Origin of the sequence: Bacillus sp. NPDC094077 (assembly GCF_050279465.1) — a bacterium.
GTDB lineage: Bacteria > Bacillota > Bacilli > Bacillales > Bacillaceae_G > Bacillus_A.
Map to the genome: position 1 here is coordinate 1 of NZ_JBNNUF010000009.1, position 16,719 is coordinate 16,719.

Below are 16,719 nucleotides of genomic sequence, written 5' to 3' on the forward strand. Positions count from 1 at the left end.
CAGTTTTCAAAGAACTACTTGGTCGCTCATTTGCGACTTCCTTATGTTAACATCTTCGTTTTTCGATGTCAACTAAGTTTTTCAATTTCTTTTTTGTCGTTTTCTGCGTTTCCGCATCAGCGACGTTTATTAATATATCACGCAGTATATATAGGGTCAATACTTTTCACAAAAAAATTTCACATCCCGTTAAAAACTTATTAAAGCACACTCCCATATTGATTATCACCCTATTCATCCATCATAAATAACCGCCTCCTTTCTATTTTAGATCTTGTCACTTTATTAAACACACACACGAGTGAAAATTCTAAATTTTATGTTATATTATTGTTATAGGAGTGTGGTGAGAATGAGCATTAAGTATTCAAACAAAATCAATAAAATTCGGACCTTTGCATTAAGTTTAGTATTTATCGGCCTCTTCATTGCATACTTAGGAGTCTTTTTCCGTGACAACATTATTATTATGACAACATTTATGATGGTTGGCTTTTTAGCTGTTATTGCTAGTACTGTCGTTTACTTTTGGATTGGTATGTTATCTACAAAGACTGTCCAAATTATTTGTCCAAGCTGCGATAAACCAACAAAAATGCTCGGTCGTGTCGACGCATGTATGCATTGCAATCAACCTTTAACACTTGATCGAAATCTAGAAGGAAAAGAATTTGATGAGAAATATAATAAAAAGAGCTATAAATTATAGGTATATAGGGTACAGTGAGGAACGTGTAGGCTTACAACACTAAGGAAGTTTCAACTCATTAAAAAAAGGCGCTTTCTTAACCAAGAAATCGCTTTTTTTTATTTGTTCTTATTAAACTAAAGCTCCCGTTAGCTTAATAAGGATAAAATTTATTATGTCTATTTTTTCGATATTACAGTAAACATCCCTGTCATGTTGGGCGAGTAATCTTTAAAATCATATTTTTCATAGAATGAAGTTTTACCTTGTGATGCAAACAAACCAATAAATGCTTTATCTGGTGCATTCTGATTTAAGTATTCAACTAAAGTATTCATTATTTTCTTTCCAATACCATTCTTTTGATAATCTGGATGAACCACTATATCTTGAATATAGAAATAGATAGCCCCATCGCCAACAATTCTTCCCATACCCACAATTCGATTATTATCATTGACTGTGATGCAGTAAATAGAATTTTGAAGTGATGTTTCCACCACTTCAAAATTCATATAATCAGTCCATCCCACAGAGTCACATAAATATTTGTATTCTTCCAATGTTGGAATGTTATTTTTAATCTCATATTTCTTCAAAACGTATCCTCCAAGACTTTATTTTCACCAATATAAAGTAAATTCGACACATTTTTATCTAATCCTCTTACTAACTTAACTCGCCCCCATTAGCTTTTTCACTTAACGTTGTAAATCCGGATGAACATAACGATACCCTTATATAATAAAGAAAGAGGCTGACGTAACCGTCAGCCTCTTTCTTTATTATATATTACGCCTTATGACACTCTGGACAAACGCCATAAATTTCTAAGCGATGACTATTAATAACGAAGCCTGTCGTTTTCGCAGCTTCCTCTTCAAGCTGTTCCAATCCTCCATAAGGAAAATCAACAATCTTACCACATTTTTCGCAAATCACATGATAATGTTGACTTGTAACATAATCAAATCTACTTGAAGCGTCTCCATAAGTTAATTCCTTTACAAGCCCAACTTCTTTAAACACACGTAAGTTATTATAGACAGTTGCAACACTCATATTTGGAAACTTACCTTCTAATGCTTTATAAATGTCATCAGCTGTTGGGTGCGTCATAGATTCCACAAGGTACTCTAAAATAGCATGACGCTGTGGAGTAATGCGTACACCCGTATTTTTCAGCATTTCTAGCGCTTCTTTTAATTCTTCTTTGACCACCGTCATGCACCCCGATTCTATACGGATTATTATTTTATAATTCTTATAAAGAGTGTACTCCTTTTCTTATAAATCGTCAATATTTCTACTATAACTATATAGTTTATTTTTATATTCAGGACTTGTTCTTATGTATCTTTCCCCTTTTTACGTATATTTACATAGAAAAAAGTGCGACATAATCGCACTTGGAATACTATCATCTGAGGAGGTATGCCCTACACTGTCACTTTATGTATCACAGAAAAATATGTATAGACACATGCCTTACACGTTTATTTTTTCTCCTCATTTATAGATTTATTTTATATAAGAAAGAACATCCTCAATATGTCCTTTCACTTTCACTTTACGCCACTCTTTTACAAGTTCACCGTCTTTATTAATAAGGAATGTAGAACGCTCGATCCCCATATACTCTTTCCCAAAGTTCTTTTTCAATTTCCAAACATCGTATAACTCTGCTACTTTATGATCTTCGTCTACTAAAAGTACAAATGGAAGCTCATGCTTCTCAATGAATTTCAAATGTCTATTCGCTGAATCAGGACTTACCCCAAGGATAACCGTATCCTTCTCTTGAAATAATCCATAAGCATCACGAAAATCACATGCTTCAGTTGTACACCCTGGAGTCATATCTTTCGGATAAAAATAGAGAACTACATTTTTCCCGCGAAAGTCAGCTAAGCGAACTTGTTCCCCGTTACTTCCTTCTAATGTGAATTCCGGTGCCATTTCTCCTACTGTAATCATTGTTATCACTCCTTCTCTATTCCTTTACTATAACAAATACTGTCTTATTTTTCATTGTCTATTACAGATCTCATCACAAAAGCAAACGGCAGTGTATATCCAATTAGCGCTTCTCCAATTGCAATCCATCTTCCGATTCCAATTGGGGCTATATCACCATATCCAACGGACAATAAAGTGACTGCGCTAAAATATAAACAAATTTCAACAAGCTGAAAAGAATGAACAGTCAATCTTTCACCATCTTCTTTCAAAACTGTAAAACCCATTTCCTCTAATACAACATAACTTAATCCAAACGCAATCAGTACTGTTGTATAAATCAAAAATAATGTGGCTAAATTATACAGCGAAAAGAAACGTGTTGAATCTGAATATGAACTCCATAATAATTGGACACTTCTCAAAATAGCGATTGCTACAATTAATAGAATAAATCCCCATAACATGTCCTCCACCTCATTTTATATGTATGAGATAGACGGCAGATTTATCCCTTAGAAACGAACAAGCTTCTATAATTAATTCCCAGCACCACGATATCGTTTTACCCCTTGATTCCAAAGGGTAATTGCAATAGTAAAACAAATAACACCAACAATTGGCGTTGCGAATGCATAGCTATTCCACTCTGTTTTTCTTAAAAAGTACGCCGCTGGATATACTCCAACAAATGCAAATGGTAAAACAAACGTTAAAATAAAACGAATTACACGGTTATAAATATTAACAGGATAGCGACCGTAATTACCTATGTTATACATAAGCGGCATAATGGAACTTTTTGCATCCGACCAAAAACCAAGACTTGCAAGTGTAACAAATATCCCGCCATATACAAATGCTCCTCCCCCTACCATTAGTAAAAATAAGAAGAAATCATACCAGTAAAAAGATAACTGTAACTCTACTGCTGCATATCCCATTACAATAATTCCTGTAATCGCTCCAATTAAAGATTCAAGTTCCATTCTTTCTAATATAATTTGAAATAAACTATGAATTGGTCTCGTTAATACACGATCCATTTCTCCTTTAATAATGTAACGATCATTAAAGTCCCATATGTTAAAGAATGCTGAAAAAATGGCAAACGGTACTAAAAAGAAACCATAAATAAAGATGACTTCTTCTCGGCTCCATCCTTTTAATGCTTGTGTATGCCCAAACACAACGAGGATAAAGATTAAATTAACCGCTTGTAGTGATAAATCTGAAAGTAATCCGACAATAAAATCGCCCCGATACTCTAATTTTGTTTTTATATATTGGCTGGCATATTGCAAAAATAATTTTATATATAGCATCTCGTCATCCCCCTTGTACAATTAGACGTTTTCTCGCCGTTTTCCACATCAGTACAATTGGAATAATAAGTATAATTGCCCAAATCACTTGAAATAACAAAGCTTCATATAACTTATTTCCTTGTATTCCTTCAGAGAAAATCATACTTGGAATATAACTAATTGCTTGAAACGGTAAAAACATCATTGCTTTTTGGGCCCATAACGGATAAAAACTAATCGGTAATAATAACCCTGAAAACAAATCAATAACAACACGTTTTGCATACATAATTCCACTATTGTTAAATAAGAAAAATGTAAGCATTCCTGTCATTAAATTTATTTGTGTATTAATGATGAAACTAAATATTAAAGATAAGAAGAAATATAACCACGTTTGAAAATTCGTTGTAATTTGTAATGAAAATAACAATGTAACGATGACCATACCTGGGATTGAAAAGAATGCAAAACGAAATATTCCTTCGCCCAGACCTTGCATAACTTTCATTCCTAAATAGTTATATGGACGAATCAGTTCTACGGCCACACGTCCTTCTTGAATCTCCATCGCAATTTCCCTATCTATATTATTAAAGTAAAAGGCACGTGCCATCCACGCAATTGCGATATACGTAGTCATTTGCGAAATAGATAAACTTTCAATGTTCTCTTTTCCGCTATAAATTGCCTGCCATAAAAAATAATACGCACCGATATTAATTGTATAAATTAAAATCCCACTATAATAGTTTGTACGATACGCAAGCATCATTAAAAAGCGAATGCGAATCATTTCAATATACTTACCCATGCATAATACCTTCTTCATAAATGTTACGAATAATTTCTTCTGTAGACACTTCATTAATTTTTAAATCTTTAATTTGGAAAGCTTGTACTACTTTAGAAATAAGCATTGAAATAATAACTTCTTCATTCGGGATTTTTGCAACCCACGCATTTTCCTCTTTCGCTTTTGACCAAACGACTTGACTATCTGGCATAACCATCGATAACTCCTGATATGAAACCGGGGCAACGAATTGAAAATGTATTTCCTTCTCCGCCCCCCACTGCGTACGAAGATTATTTAAAGAACCATCATACATAATATTTCCTTCATCAAGCATGATAACGCGCTCACATAAAGCTTCAATATCAGTAATATCATGTGTTGTTAATAAAATTGTTGTTTTATAACGCTCATTCATCTCTTTTAAGAATTCACGTATTTTCAATTTCACAAGAACGTCTAACCCAATTGTTGGCTCATCTAAAAATAATAACGGTGGATTATGAATTAATGCTGCCGCTAATTCACAACGCATTCTTTGACCAAGAGATAACTTTCGGACCGGCTTATCTAATAAAGGACCAATATCTAACGTTTCGATTACGTGCTCCATATGTTCCTTATACTGAGCGTCTGATACACCATACACTTTCTTCAATAAACGAAACGATTCTTGTACCGCAATATCCCACCAAAGCTGAGAGCGCTGACCAAAAACAACACCAATTGTTCTCACAAATTCTTCTCTTTGTTTATGTGGATTCATTCCGTTTACTGTGATTTGCCCTGATGTCGGAGTCAAAATCCCCGTAAGCATTTTAATTGTTGTTGATTTACCAGCACCGTTCTCACCAATATAACCAACCATTTCACCTTGCTTGACAGTAAAAGACACATCATTTACTGCTGGTACTATTTTATAATTACGATTTAATAAATCGCGAAATGCACCCTTTAATCCCGGACGACTTGAATAGGCTGTAAACTCTTTACGTAACCCTTGTACCTCAATTACCGACTTCATAATCGGACCCCCTTCCTAAATGTCACAACGAATAGTTTACCCAACTGCCTTCTCTATCACAAACAATACGTCTTTTCGAAAAACATGTTAGAATAATACATAGATTTTTGTAAGGAGATGAATTGTAGTGAAATTCACGAAATCAGAAGCATTACATAAAGAAGCTTTAGAGCATATCGTTGGTGGCGTTAATAGCCCTTCCCGCTCTTTCAAAGCAGTTGGCGGTGGCGCTCCTGTTGCTATGGAACGCGGGAAAGGTGCCTATTTCTGGGATGTAGACGGAAATAAATATATCGATTATTTAGCTGCATACGGTCCTATTATTACTGGACATGCTCATCCTCATATAACAAAAGCGATTACAACAGCAGCTGAAAATGGGGTATTATACGGAACGCCGACAGCACTAGAAGTAAAATTTGCAAAAATGTTAAAAGAAGCAATGCCTGCATTAGATAAAGTCCGCTTTGTAAACTCTGGTACAGAAGCAGTAATGACAACAATTCGTGTTGCCCGCGCGTACACAGGCCGCACAAAAATTATGAAATTTGCTGGTTGTTACCATGGCCATTCTGATTTAGTACTTGTAGCAGCTGGATCTGGTCCTTCTACTCTTGGAACTCCTGATTCAGCTGGTGTGCCACAAAGTATCGCACAAGAAGTTATTACCGTTCCGTTTAATAATGTAGAAACTTTAAAAGAAGCATTAGATAAATGGGGTCATGAAGTAGCAGCTATCCTTGTAGAACCGATCGTTGGAAACTTCGGTATTGTAGAACCAAAACCAGGATTCCTTGAAAAAGTTAATGAACTTGTTCACGAAGCTGGTGCACTAGTCATTTACGATGAAGTTATTACCGCTTTCCGCTTTATGTACGGTGGTGCTCAAGACTTACTTGGAGTGACACCAGACTTAACAGCGCTTGGTAAAGTTATTGGCGGCGGACTTCCAATTGGTGCTTACGGTGGTAAGAAAGAAATTATGGAACAAGTTGCTCCACTCGGACCTGCATACCAAGCTGGTACAATGGCAGGAAACCCTGCTTCTATGGCATCCGGTATTGCTTGTCTAGAAGTTCTTCAACAAGAAGGTCTTTATGAGAAATTAGATGAACTTGGCGCAATGCTTGAAAAAGGAATTTTAGAGCAAGCGGCAAAACATAATATCGACATTACATTAAACCGTCTAAAAGGTGCATTAACTGTATACTTCACAACAAATACAATCGAAGATTACGATGCAGCTCAAAATACAGATGGTGAAATGTTCGGTAGATTCTTCAAGCTTATGCTTCAAGAAGGAATTAATTTAGCACCTTCTAAATATGAGGCATGGTTCTTAACGACAGAACATACAAAAGAAGATATTGAATATACAATTGAAGCTGTTGGCAGAGCATTTGCTGCCTTAGCAGACAATAAATAATCCCGTCATTAAAAGGAAAAAAGAAAGGTGACCTTTCTTTTTTCCTTTTTTCTATTTCATAAATCCCGTATTAATAGTATAATTATTCATAATTATCTGTTTTATCTTCTTTTAAATCATTATTATCTTTGTGTATAAGGTGATTTACACCTTAAATAGTAAGATTATTCAATCTTTATAAGAGGGGGGATTGACGGATGCTCAATAAAAAAAATACATGGACACCGTCTTTATTTCAAGGTTATAGAAATGCAGAACATGATGCGTGTGGAATCGTTTCCGTTATGGAAAAACGAAAAGTTCCTACAAAAGAAAATATCGATCTTTGTATACAATCACTAGTCAAAATGAATCATAGAGCCGGTTTCATTAATGGCGAAGGAGATGGTATCGGAATCCATATTGATGTACCAAAAGCACTTTGGAACGAAAAACTGAAAAGTAGCGGATATAATCCAACGATTGTGGATCATCCCCACTTTATCGTTGGACATTTTTTTCTAAACAAAAAAGAAAATATTACTGTTTTAAAAAATTATATTCGTACACAATTAAACAAAGAAAACTTTACTATTATTTTCGAAAGTGATGATGTAATAAATTCTGATGCACTCGGTCCACTTGGCAAACAGGAAGAACCTTTATTTTGGCAAGTTGCCCTTATCGCTGAAAATGAAGTTACAAATATTGAGCAAACATTATTTTCGGTAACGATAAACATAGAGAAAAACGAAGCGATTCATGTCGCTTCATTAAGTCGTGATCATGTTGTATATAAAGTTCTAGGTGCTGGCGATACACTTGTCGCCTATTACAATGATTTACAACACCCACTTGTTGCTTCAACTATGACACTAGGACATAACCGCTATTCTACTAATACATTATCTAATTTTTTTCGTGTACAACCATTTAGCATTCTCGGACATAATGGTGAAATTAACACAATCGCAAAATTACGCGATCAAGCTGAAACGATTGATGTACCACTTACTGCAGGGGGCAGTGACTCCCAAGATTTAAATCGCACCTTAGAAACCCTTCTCGTTCAGTATAACTACAGCTTATTTGAAGCGATGGACATATTATTTCCGCCAATTATTAATGAAATAAAACTATACGAAACAAACTTACAAAACTTATACACTTATATACGCGAGGCGTGGGGGCACTTTGCACAAGGTCCAGCTGGTATTATTTCACGTTATAAAGATGAAGCTGTTTTCAGCGTTGATTCCCTTGGCCTACGACCAGTATGGAAAGTAGAGACAGAAAGCTCTTATATTTTCTCTTCTGAACCTGGAGTTGTATCACCAACTGAATATGTAGCAGAGCCAAAACCACTCGCTCCTGGAGAAAAAGTCGGATTAAAATGGAATGAACAAGATGACCTTGTTCTTTATGAGTACGATAAATACCAAATTGAAGTATATAACCGTTTCAAAAAACGAATCGATGTTAGCAATTACCATTTAAACTTATCTATCCCCGAAACAAAAGAAATCCGGGGATTATGTGATTCTGTTCAAGTTGAAACGAAGCAGTACGTTTCTTTCGGGTGGGATCGAGAGCATATTCAACTCCTTGAACAAATGGCAACAAAAGGGGTTGAGCCAATTCGCTCACTTGGGCATGACTCACCACTTGCCGCACTCGATACGGATAGACGAAATATTGCTGATTTTATTAAAGAAAGTGTAGCTGTTGTTACAAACCCAGCAATTGACCGTGACCGTGAAATTGAACACTTCTCTACACGTACTGTACTTGGAGAGCGCCCAAGTTTATCAAGCAGTGCGAAACAGCCATTTGTAGTTGAGATGCTTTCACCAATTATTTTAGAAGGAAGTGCTGCACAATCTGTTGCAGAGAAATTGGACACAATTACGTACGAACAACTTATACAGCTGTTCATTACTCATAGCTCTATCGCTACAATCTCTGCTACATTCAGTTCGTCAGAAACTTTACAATGCGCATTAAATCGAATCAGTTCTGAAGCGATAGCTGCCGTTAGCAATGGAGCTTCCCTACTATTATTAGATGACGCGAAAGCTCATCAAAATGAACAGTTATGGATGGATCCCCATTTAGTTACCGCTAAAGTACATCAAGTATTAAGTGAAAATAAATTACGCCGAAACTGCTCTCTTGTTATACGTTCTGGTGCCCTTCGTTCCTTACATGATATCGTCACCCTTTACGGATTAGGTGCAGATGGTATTAATCCATATTTACTGTTCGCAACTGTGAACGACGGAACAAAAGCACCTATTACGAATTTGTATACTGCCCTTAATAAAGGACTAGAGAAAGTCATTTCAACAATCGGAATTCATGAGTTACGCGGTTATGGACGCCTCTTCTCCTCTATTGGATTACATGAGGAAATCGCAAATATATTACAAATCACAAACTTTTTCGGTTCAAATGATTTAGCATTTTCGCTTGAATCACTTGCTGAAGATGCAAAAATGCGAGCAGATGATTATAACAATCCAAAAGTTAGAATGCGAAAATCATTTCATATATTCCCGCGGATTTGGAAAGCAATCGGCGATGTCGCAAAAGGAAATCCTTATGATGATTACCGCGACAAGTTAAGTGAATTAGAAGACAATAATCCGCTCGCAATCAGACACCTTGTTCAAACAAAACAAACAAAGCATGTCGTTCCGGCTGAAGAAGTGTCTATTAGTATTCAAAATCATGATCTACCGTTTATTATTAGTTCCATGTCATTCGGTTCTCAAAATGAAATCGCCTTTCGTGCATATGCAGAAGCTGCCGATCAGCTAAATATGATTAGTTTGAACGGTGAGGGCGGCGAAATTAAAGATATGATTGGCAAATACCCAAATACACGTGGACAACAAGTTGCATCTGGCCGATTTGGAGTAAACGCTGAACTACTAAATTCATCAAATTTAATTGAAATAAAAATCGGTCAAGGTGCAAAACCTGGTGAAGGCGGACATTTACCAGGTTCCAAAGTAACCGCAAAAATTGCTGAGGCACGTAACGCTACAATTGGATCAGATTTAATTTCACCTTCTAACAACCATGATATTTATTCAATTGAAGATTTAGCTCAAATGATTACAGAAATTAAAACGGCTAATCAACTTGCAAAAGTAGCCGTGAAAGTCCCTGTCGTTCCTAACATTGGAACAATTGCTGTTGGTATCGCAAAAGCTGGTGCTGATTTTATTAACATTAGCGGATTTGACGGCGGGACAGGTGCTGCACGTATTCATGCATTACAACATGTAGGTCTTCCAGTTGAAATTGGTGTTAAAGCTGCTCACAACGCTCTACTAGAAGCAGGTATGAGACATAAAGTAGAAATTTGGGCAGATGGTGGTATTCGAAGTGTAAATGACGCCTTAAAAATCATGCTTCTTGGAGCAAACCGAATTGGATTTGGTACATTATCAATGATTGCAATCGGCTGTACAACTTGCCGTGGGTGTCATCTAGATACTTGCCATGTTGGAATTGCGACACAAATTGAATCTGAAGCGCAAGCGAAAGAACATGGATTACGCCGCTTCGTCCCGCGCGAATTAGAAAGCGCAGTGGCGGGTTTATTAAATTTATTCACCACTTTCGGTGTAGAACTAAAACGGTTAACAGGACAACTCGGTTATACAAATCTACAAGAAATTATCGGGCGTTCCGATTTATTAGAACAAGTTCGAGGCGAAGATTTATTAGACTTATGTAATTTACTGCAAACGATAGAAAATTCAACTGTTACAACAACAGTATCTTTACAAGAAAAACAATTTGAAACAGTTCATTCTCCTCACTCAAAAGAATTAGTAGGAGTTGGCGTAGAACAACGAGTTATGGGCGGTTTAGAATCTTGTTATCGCGTTCGTAGTAAATTATATGAAGACACTCAACTTGAACCACTTACATTAAAGTACACAAATGGCTCTGTTCCTGGAAATGGTTTAGGTGCTTACAATAGCGAAAACTTATTTATACACGTAAATGGAGGTGCGCAAGATGGTATCGGCAAAACTTCCTTTGGTGGTGGTATTTATATAACGAAAGCAAAAGGAAAAGATGGAGGCTATTATAACGGTTCTGTCGGAAAAGGATTTGGATACGGTGCACAAAAAGGGGCATTATACGTGCAAGGCAACGCCGACGCCCGCGCTGGTATTCGCCTTTCTGGAGCAGACATGATAATTGGAGGCAGAATTACAAAACCACTCCGTGAAAAAGAGAAAGGAAATATAGGTGCATACTCTAATATTAAAGGTTTCGCTTTTGAATATATGACAAATGGGCGAGCACTTGTTTTAGGGGATCCTGGTCCATGGATTTGTGCTGGTATGACTGGCGGCGTTGTTTATTTACGCCATGATTCAAACTTAGGTTTAACAGAACAGTCCTTAAAAAGAAGAATCGCAAAAGGGGCAAATGTTACATTACAACCAATTAGTAAAAATGGCGTGCAAGATGTGACTGAGTTATTGCTAGACTATATTCGTGTATTAAACGAGCATGAGCAATACGAGGAAGTGGCTTTGTTAACACCTTTATTAGATGATATACAGCACCAGTTTTTTGAAATTATCCCGAAAAAAGAACAGGCTGATCCATCTATCTCAACAGAGTGATATGCCTAATTTTCATTTTCAAGAAAAAATTGACGAAGCGCATTTCTCATAGTAATCTATAGTAACAATTTGAAACCTGCTGAAATTCAGCAGGTTTTTTTACTAAAAATTGATGTTTAAAAAGAATTAGGAAAAATTATAAAGTGAAACTTTAATCAGTGGGGTTTTGTTCATCCCCACTGATTATTAGCCCACACCAATCGGGCTTTTATTGGGAGCCCTATTCCCACCTAACTTCTTTGCTTCTGCCGAATTTTGAGGTGGGATTCTTACTGTCCGCAAATAGCGGGATAAATGAGACTTAATTTCTTTTTAACGTCACTAAAATATCACTTGCTAACATATTGTAATGAATGTATAGTATCATGTTGTACATTCATTATGACAAGAGAAAGGATCTTATTAAGGGTATGAAACTTGGTGCTCGCATTTTAAAAACGGGTATTGCCATCACATTAGCTTTATTTGCTTGTATTTTACTTCAATTACCGAGTCCGGTATTTGCGGGAATCTCAGCTATTTTCGCTGTGCAACCGTCTGTATATCGCTCATATTTAACTGCTCTTGAGCAGATTCAAGCAAACGTCATTGGTGCGGTATTCGCTATCGTATTTGCTACTGCTTTTGGACATAATCCTTTTATTATTGGATTAACATGTATATTAGTAATTGCTCTTACATTACAATTACGATTAGAAAACACAATATCAATTGCCTTAGTAACAGTTATCGCCATTATGGAGTATCAAGGCGAAGATTTCTTTAGTTTTGCCTTACTTCGATTTGCGACGATTATGGTCGGAATTATTGCGGCTTCACTTGTAAACTTAGTGTTCATGCCGCCAAAATACGAAACAAAGCTTTATCATCGTATCGTTGATAATACAGAAGAAATTGTGAAATGGATTCGAATGAACAGCAGGCAAGCTTCTGACTTTACAACGTTAAAAACTGATATTGATCGTATGAAAGAAAAAATGATCAAATTAAACCATTACTATTTGCTGTATAAAGAAGAACGAAGCTACACGAAAAAAGTAAAGTTCGCAAAAATTCGTAAGCTCGTTTTATTCAGACAAATGTTAGCGACGACAAGCCGTGCTTTAAGTACGTTAAAATCATTACATCGTACTGAAAATGAACTGCGCTATATGCCAGAAGAATTTCAGGAATCTATTCAAAACGAACTTGACTCATTAACGCATTATCATGAACAAGTTTTATTAAAATTTATTGGTAAAGCAAAGAAACAACAATCCGTTGAAATGCTAGATGAAGTTGAAACAGGTAAACAAGAATTAATTGATATCTTTATGGATTATCAAAACAAGGACGATGAAGAAGCATATAAAACATGGCTACATCTCTTCCCTCTTATTTCTTCAATTATTAACTATAGTGAAGAAGTAGAGCATTTAGATTTACTTGTGGATAGCTTCTACACATACCATAAACCAGAAACAGAACTCCAAATCGACGACAAAAAAGAAGACGAATAAAAAACAGCTCCTTTTACGCTAAAGGAGCTGTTTCTGTTATATGTTGAAGTTGATATAAATTGTAATAGAATCCTCTTTTTTTCATTAACTCTTCATGAGAACCTGTTTCTTTAATTTCACCATCTTCAATGTAAATAATCGTATCAACATGCGTAATCGTCGCTAATCGATGTGCAATTATAATCGTCGTTCGATCAGCAGCTAACGTTTGAAGCGCCTCTTGAATATACCGTTCATTTTCTAAATCTAAAGCGGAAGTTGCTTCATCTAAAATAAGTAATGATGGATTCTTTAGAAATACTCGCGCAATTGCTACACGTTGCCTTTGCCCACCAGATAACTTCACACCACGTTCCCCAACGACAGTATTATAACCATCTGGTAACTCTATAATAAAATCATGAATTTGCGCAGCTTTGGCAGCCGCAACCACTTCTTCCTCTGTAGCTTTCGGATTTCCGTATAAAATATTAGCCCCGATTGTATCACTAAATAATAAATTATCTTGTAGTACAATTCCAATATGACTACGTAAATTCCTCATATCATACTTTCTTACATCTATCCCATCTACATAAACTGCACCTGAAGAAACATCATAGAAACGCGGGATTAAACTAGCAAGAGATGACTTCCCTCCCCCACTTGCTCCTACAAGCGCTACCTTCTCTCCTGGCAACATAGTTAGCGAAAGATTATGTAATATCTCTTTTTCATCTGTATTATAACGAAAAGAAACATTATCAAATATAACCTCCCCATTTAACTTTTTCGTTTGTACCGCATATGGCACATTAACTATATCGTATTTTTCATCTAACATTTCAAACACTCGATCCATCGATGCGAAAGATTGCGTTAATGTTGTAGATGAATTAACAAGGCGACGAAGCGGACTATATAAACTATCCATATATCCGACAAAAGCAACCATAGTCCCTAGGGTTAACTGACCTTGAATCACTTCATATGCTGCAAAACCAATTACAAGTAGCGGACCTAAATCCGTTAACGTATTCACTGCTGAAAATGTCCTTGCCGTCCAACTTGTGTGCGTTAATGCTTTTGTTAAAAATTCATTATTTCTTTTTTCAAACTGCTTACCCTCATACTCTTCTAATGCAAAGCTACGTGTCACTTGCATCCCTTGAATACGTTCGTGTAAATACCCTTGCATCGTTGCTAACGCTTGTGAACGTTCTTTCGTCAATTTTCGAAGATGCCCGAAAAAATATTTCACTGCAACGACATAAATAGGTAAAATTAATAACGCAACAAACGTTAACTTTATATTCATAGAAAACATAACAATAATAGCAATAGCAATTGTTGCAGTATCTAACCAAACGTTCATCAAACCCGTAATTACAAAATCCTTCGTTTGTTCTACATCATGTATTACACGTGAAATAATCTCCCCTGTTTTTGTATTCGAATAATAACGTAAGCTTAACTTTTGCAAGTGACCAAATATATGTTTCCGCAAATCATATAATATTGTATTTGCGATACGCTGCGCGAAATATTGACGATAATATTCAATCGGTGGTCTTAATACTGCAAAAATAAAAAAAGCAACCCCAATCGCTGTTATTAATTGAGACGTTTTGTCTTGAAGTGCCCCCCCACCTTGAATAACATCATCAATAATATACTTTAATAACCATGGCATAATAAGCGGGATACCAAACTTAACTAGACCGATAACAATTGTAATAGCAATAAGCCATCGATATGGTTTAACAAATTGTAAATATCTTTTGATGCCCTGCACATAATCCCCCCTCTAATAGGACAAACCTGCTGGGAGATCCCCTGCAGGTTTGTTTTAATTTCTGTACATTAAATATCTCTCATACCACATATCTACAAAATCTGGTGCGAATGGACCTTTTCTCTGATGAATCCACTGTGTTAAATGTGCTACATTTCGTTTTAAAATTGTATCAATAACAGGTGGGTACTGCATAATTTGACTATGTTTTTCATACTCATCTTCATCTAAAAGCGTATATGTCATATCTGGATACACTTTAATATCTAAATCATAATCAATGTACTTTAATGCTTCAGAATCATATGCAAAAGGTGAGCTTAAATTACAATAATAGTATACTCCCTCTTCCCTTAGCATCCCAATCACATTAAACCAATAGTTGGCATGAAAATAACAAATTGCTGGTTCACGAGTAATCCATGTTCTACCATCCGATTCCGTAACTACTGTACGATCATTCGCTCCGATTACAAGACTCTGTGTTCCTTTTAAAATTGTGGTCTCTTCCCACATTCTATGAATGGAGCCATTATGTTTATAACTATGTATTTGTACTTTTTCTCCTTCTTTGGGAAATCCCATATATGCTCCCTTCTTTCAACTGCAAATGCCCTTCTTAAATTACCTCAACTATCCTTTGAACTGCATTCACTTTTTTTCTATTATAACTTTTTTGTCGAAATTTTAAAACTAAAGGGGCAAGACTCTATTTTTCACACTGAATAGGCTGAAGGTTTATTGTTGAATACCTTATCCCCAATCTTCTTAGAAAACAAGAACTGCGCTGCATTATTTATAAAGCGAAACTTTAATCAGTGGGGGTTTTGTTCATCCCCCACTGATTATTAGCCCACACCAATCGGGCTTTTACGGGCAGTTATCTCCCACCTAACTTCCTCTCATTCGCCGAATTTTAAGATGGGAGTCTTACTGCCCGCAAATAGCGGGATAAACGAGGAAATGTAATAGAAAAAGCCCTTCCCTATTTCCATGCACAGAAGGACTTTTCACATAAAGGTAACAATATATCTTACCCTAGATTTGAAATCACTTTTTCAATTTCAAAAGATTTAATCACACTATTCGTTTGCTCTTCAAATTTCTCATGTAACAGTTTCAACGCTACTTCTGTTCTATATATTTCTTGGCGGATAAAATGTAGTTCTTTTTTATCGCACGTATCTTTTTCATTCATTTCTATTTGCTGATACTTCTCTAGATGCGCTTGCAACTTTAACAACTCATCCATCGTTTCCAATTGCTCTCCTACCAACTTATCAAAATCGTTCATTACTTACCCCCTTTTGGACTTATCCAGCATTTATTATTCCTAATTACATATTTCTAATTGTTAACTTCCTTCTCCTTTGACTACATTTGTTGACTTATTAGAAGTTATGTCGTTCACTTTCTTTTCATTACAACGACCCGCACATAAAGAAAACACTTCTCCTGAATTAGAGAAGTGTTTTTCTTTCATTACTGATTTGAGCTAGAAGATTGTGATTGCTTTGCAGCTGATTGTGCATTTTGTTTTTTCACAGCATGCACGTCTGTTTCAGTTGCAAATTCTGTACCATAACTAGCATTTGCACTTTGTGCGCCAGAA

Annotated in this window: 15 protein-coding genes; 4 read left to right on the forward strand and 11 right to left on the reverse strand. The window is 35.9% G+C overall.

Annotated elements, in window-relative coordinates; genetic code table 11:
* Nucleotides 1-352: 352 nt before the first annotated feature.
* A complete protein-coding gene (locus ACQKNR_RS19935; protein WP_427319928.1) occupies nucleotides 353-709 on the forward strand; it encodes a YgzB family protein in 357 nt (118 codons plus the stop codon).
* Between the two features lie 158 nt (nucleotides 710-867).
* On the opposite strand, the gene ACQKNR_RS19940 is transcribed toward ACQKNR_RS19935, so the two are convergent.
* The 7 genes from ACQKNR_RS19940 to ACQKNR_RS19970 form a co-directional block, all read right to left on the reverse strand.
* On the reverse strand, nucleotides 868-1,287 hold the full coding sequence (locus ACQKNR_RS19940) for a GNAT family N-acetyltransferase (RefSeq protein WP_427319930.1): 420 nt from the start codon (nucleotides 1,285-1,287) through the stop codon (nucleotides 868-870).
* A 193-nt stretch (nucleotides 1,288-1,480) separates the two neighbouring features.
* Complete coding sequence (gene perR, locus ACQKNR_RS19945; protein WP_000237831.1) at nucleotides 1,481-1,909, reverse strand: peroxide-responsive transcriptional repressor PerR; 429 nt, start codon at nucleotides 1,907-1,909, stop codon at nucleotides 1,481-1,483.
* Between the two features lie 300 nt (nucleotides 1,910-2,209).
* Nucleotides 2,210-2,665, reverse strand: coding sequence for a thioredoxin-dependent thiol peroxidase (bcp, locus tag ACQKNR_RS19950; RefSeq protein WP_000633720.1), 456 nt, complete (start codon nucleotides 2,663-2,665; stop codon nucleotides 2,210-2,212).
* Between the two features lie 44 nt (nucleotides 2,666-2,709).
* Nucleotides 2,710-3,114 (reverse strand): ion channel, encoded by a 405-nt coding sequence (locus ACQKNR_RS19955; RefSeq protein ID WP_427319932.1) that lies wholly within the window; start codon nucleotides 3,112-3,114, stop codon nucleotides 2,710-2,712.
* A 72-nt stretch (nucleotides 3,115-3,186) separates the two neighbouring features.
* Complete coding sequence (locus ACQKNR_RS19960) at nucleotides 3,187-3,972, reverse strand: ABC transporter permease (protein WP_427319934.1); 786 nt, start codon at nucleotides 3,970-3,972, stop codon at nucleotides 3,187-3,189.
* Nucleotides 3,973-3,976: 4 nt separating this feature from the next.
* Complete coding sequence (locus tag ACQKNR_RS19965; RefSeq protein ID WP_097903436.1) at nucleotides 3,977-4,768, reverse strand: ABC transporter permease; 792 nt, start codon at nucleotides 4,766-4,768, stop codon at nucleotides 3,977-3,979.
* Nucleotides 4,761-5,774, reverse strand: coding sequence for an ABC transporter ATP-binding protein (locus ACQKNR_RS19970; protein WP_427319937.1), 1,014 nt, complete (start codon nucleotides 5,772-5,774; stop codon nucleotides 4,761-4,763). The genes ACQKNR_RS19965 and ACQKNR_RS19970 overlap by 8 nt, the downstream gene beginning before the upstream one ends.
* A gap of 127 nt (nucleotides 5,775-5,901) precedes the next feature.
* On the opposite strand from ACQKNR_RS19970, the gene hemL reads away from it, so the two are divergent.
* From hemL to ACQKNR_RS19985, 3 genes are all read left to right on the forward strand, one after another.
* On the forward strand, nucleotides 5,902-7,200 hold the full coding sequence (gene hemL / locus ACQKNR_RS19975) for a glutamate-1-semialdehyde-2,1-aminomutase (RefSeq protein ID WP_193414445.1): 1,299 nt from the start codon (nucleotides 5,902-5,904) through the stop codon (nucleotides 7,198-7,200).
* A gap of 197 nt (nucleotides 7,201-7,397) precedes the next feature.
* Complete coding sequence (locus ACQKNR_RS19980; RefSeq protein ID WP_427319939.1) at nucleotides 7,398-11,834, forward strand: glutamate synthase-related protein; 4,437 nt, start codon at nucleotides 7,398-7,400, stop codon at nucleotides 11,832-11,834.
* Between the two features lie 410 nt (nucleotides 11,835-12,244).
* A complete protein-coding gene (locus ACQKNR_RS19985) occupies nucleotides 12,245-13,333 on the forward strand; it encodes an aromatic acid exporter family protein (RefSeq protein ID WP_427319941.1) in 1,089 nt (362 codons plus the stop codon).
* Between the two features lie 13 nt (nucleotides 13,334-13,346).
* On the opposite strand, the gene ACQKNR_RS19990 is transcribed toward ACQKNR_RS19985, so the two are convergent.
* The 4 genes from ACQKNR_RS19990 to ACQKNR_RS20005 form a co-directional block, all read right to left on the reverse strand.
* Nucleotides 13,347-15,107 (reverse strand): ABC transporter ATP-binding protein, encoded by a 1,761-nt coding sequence (locus ACQKNR_RS19990; RefSeq protein ID WP_427319943.1) that lies wholly within the window; start codon nucleotides 15,105-15,107, stop codon nucleotides 13,347-13,349.
* Between the two features lie 54 nt (nucleotides 15,108-15,161).
* Nucleotides 15,162-15,692 carry a nucleoside tri-diphosphate phosphatase gene (gene ntdP, locus ACQKNR_RS19995; RefSeq protein ID WP_000506627.1) on the reverse strand — a complete coding sequence of 177 codons (531 nt, stop codon included), beginning with the start codon at nucleotides 15,690-15,692 and terminating at the stop codon, nucleotides 15,162-15,164.
* Nucleotides 15,693-16,140: 448 nt separating this feature from the next.
* A complete protein-coding gene (locus ACQKNR_RS20000) occupies nucleotides 16,141-16,401 on the reverse strand; it encodes a YgaB family protein (RefSeq protein ID WP_427319945.1) in 261 nt (86 codons plus the stop codon).
* A gap of 188 nt (nucleotides 16,402-16,589) precedes the next feature.
* Nucleotides 16,590-16,719: gamma-type small acid-soluble spore protein (locus ACQKNR_RS20005; protein WP_427320233.1), on the reverse strand; the 130-nt coding region annotated here is incomplete at its 5' end.

Excerpts from the sequence above, each read along its gene's own strand:
- ACQKNR_RS19985 (WP_427319941.1), top strand. The coding sequence starts at position 12,245 with ATGAAACTTGGTGCTCGCATTTTAAAAACGGGTATTGCCATCACATTA.
- ACQKNR_RS19980 (WP_427319939.1), top strand. The coding sequence starts at position 7,398 with ATGCTCAATAAAAAAAATACATGGACACCGTCTTTATTTCAAGGTTAT.
- ACQKNR_RS19960 (WP_427319934.1), bottom strand. The coding sequence starts at position 3,972 with ATGCTATATATAAAATTATTTTTGCAATATGCCAGCCAATATATAAAA.
- ACQKNR_RS19965 (WP_097903436.1), bottom strand. The coding sequence starts at position 4,768 with ATGGGTAAGTATATTGAAATGATTCGCATTCGCTTTTTAATGATGCTT.
- ACQKNR_RS19935 (WP_427319928.1), top strand. The coding sequence starts at position 353 with ATGAGCATTAAGTATTCAAACAAAATCAATAAAATTCGGACCTTTGCA.
- bcp (WP_000633720.1), bottom strand. The coding sequence starts at position 2,665 with ATGATTACAGTAGGAGAAATGGCACCGGAATTCACATTAGAAGGAAGT.
- ntdP (WP_000506627.1), bottom strand. The coding sequence starts at position 15,692 with ATGGGATTTCCCAAAGAAGGAGAAAAAGTACAAATACATAGTTATAAA.
- ACQKNR_RS19955 (WP_427319932.1), bottom strand. The coding sequence starts at position 3,114 with ATGTTATGGGGATTTATTCTATTAATTGTAGCAATCGCTATTTTGAGA.
- ACQKNR_RS20000 (WP_427319945.1), bottom strand. The coding sequence starts at position 16,401 with ATGAACGATTTTGATAAGTTGGTAGGAGAGCAATTGGAAACGATGGAT.
- ACQKNR_RS19970 (WP_427319937.1), bottom strand. The coding sequence starts at position 5,774 with ATGAAGTCGGTAATTGAGGTACAAGGGTTACGTAAAGAGTTTACAGCC.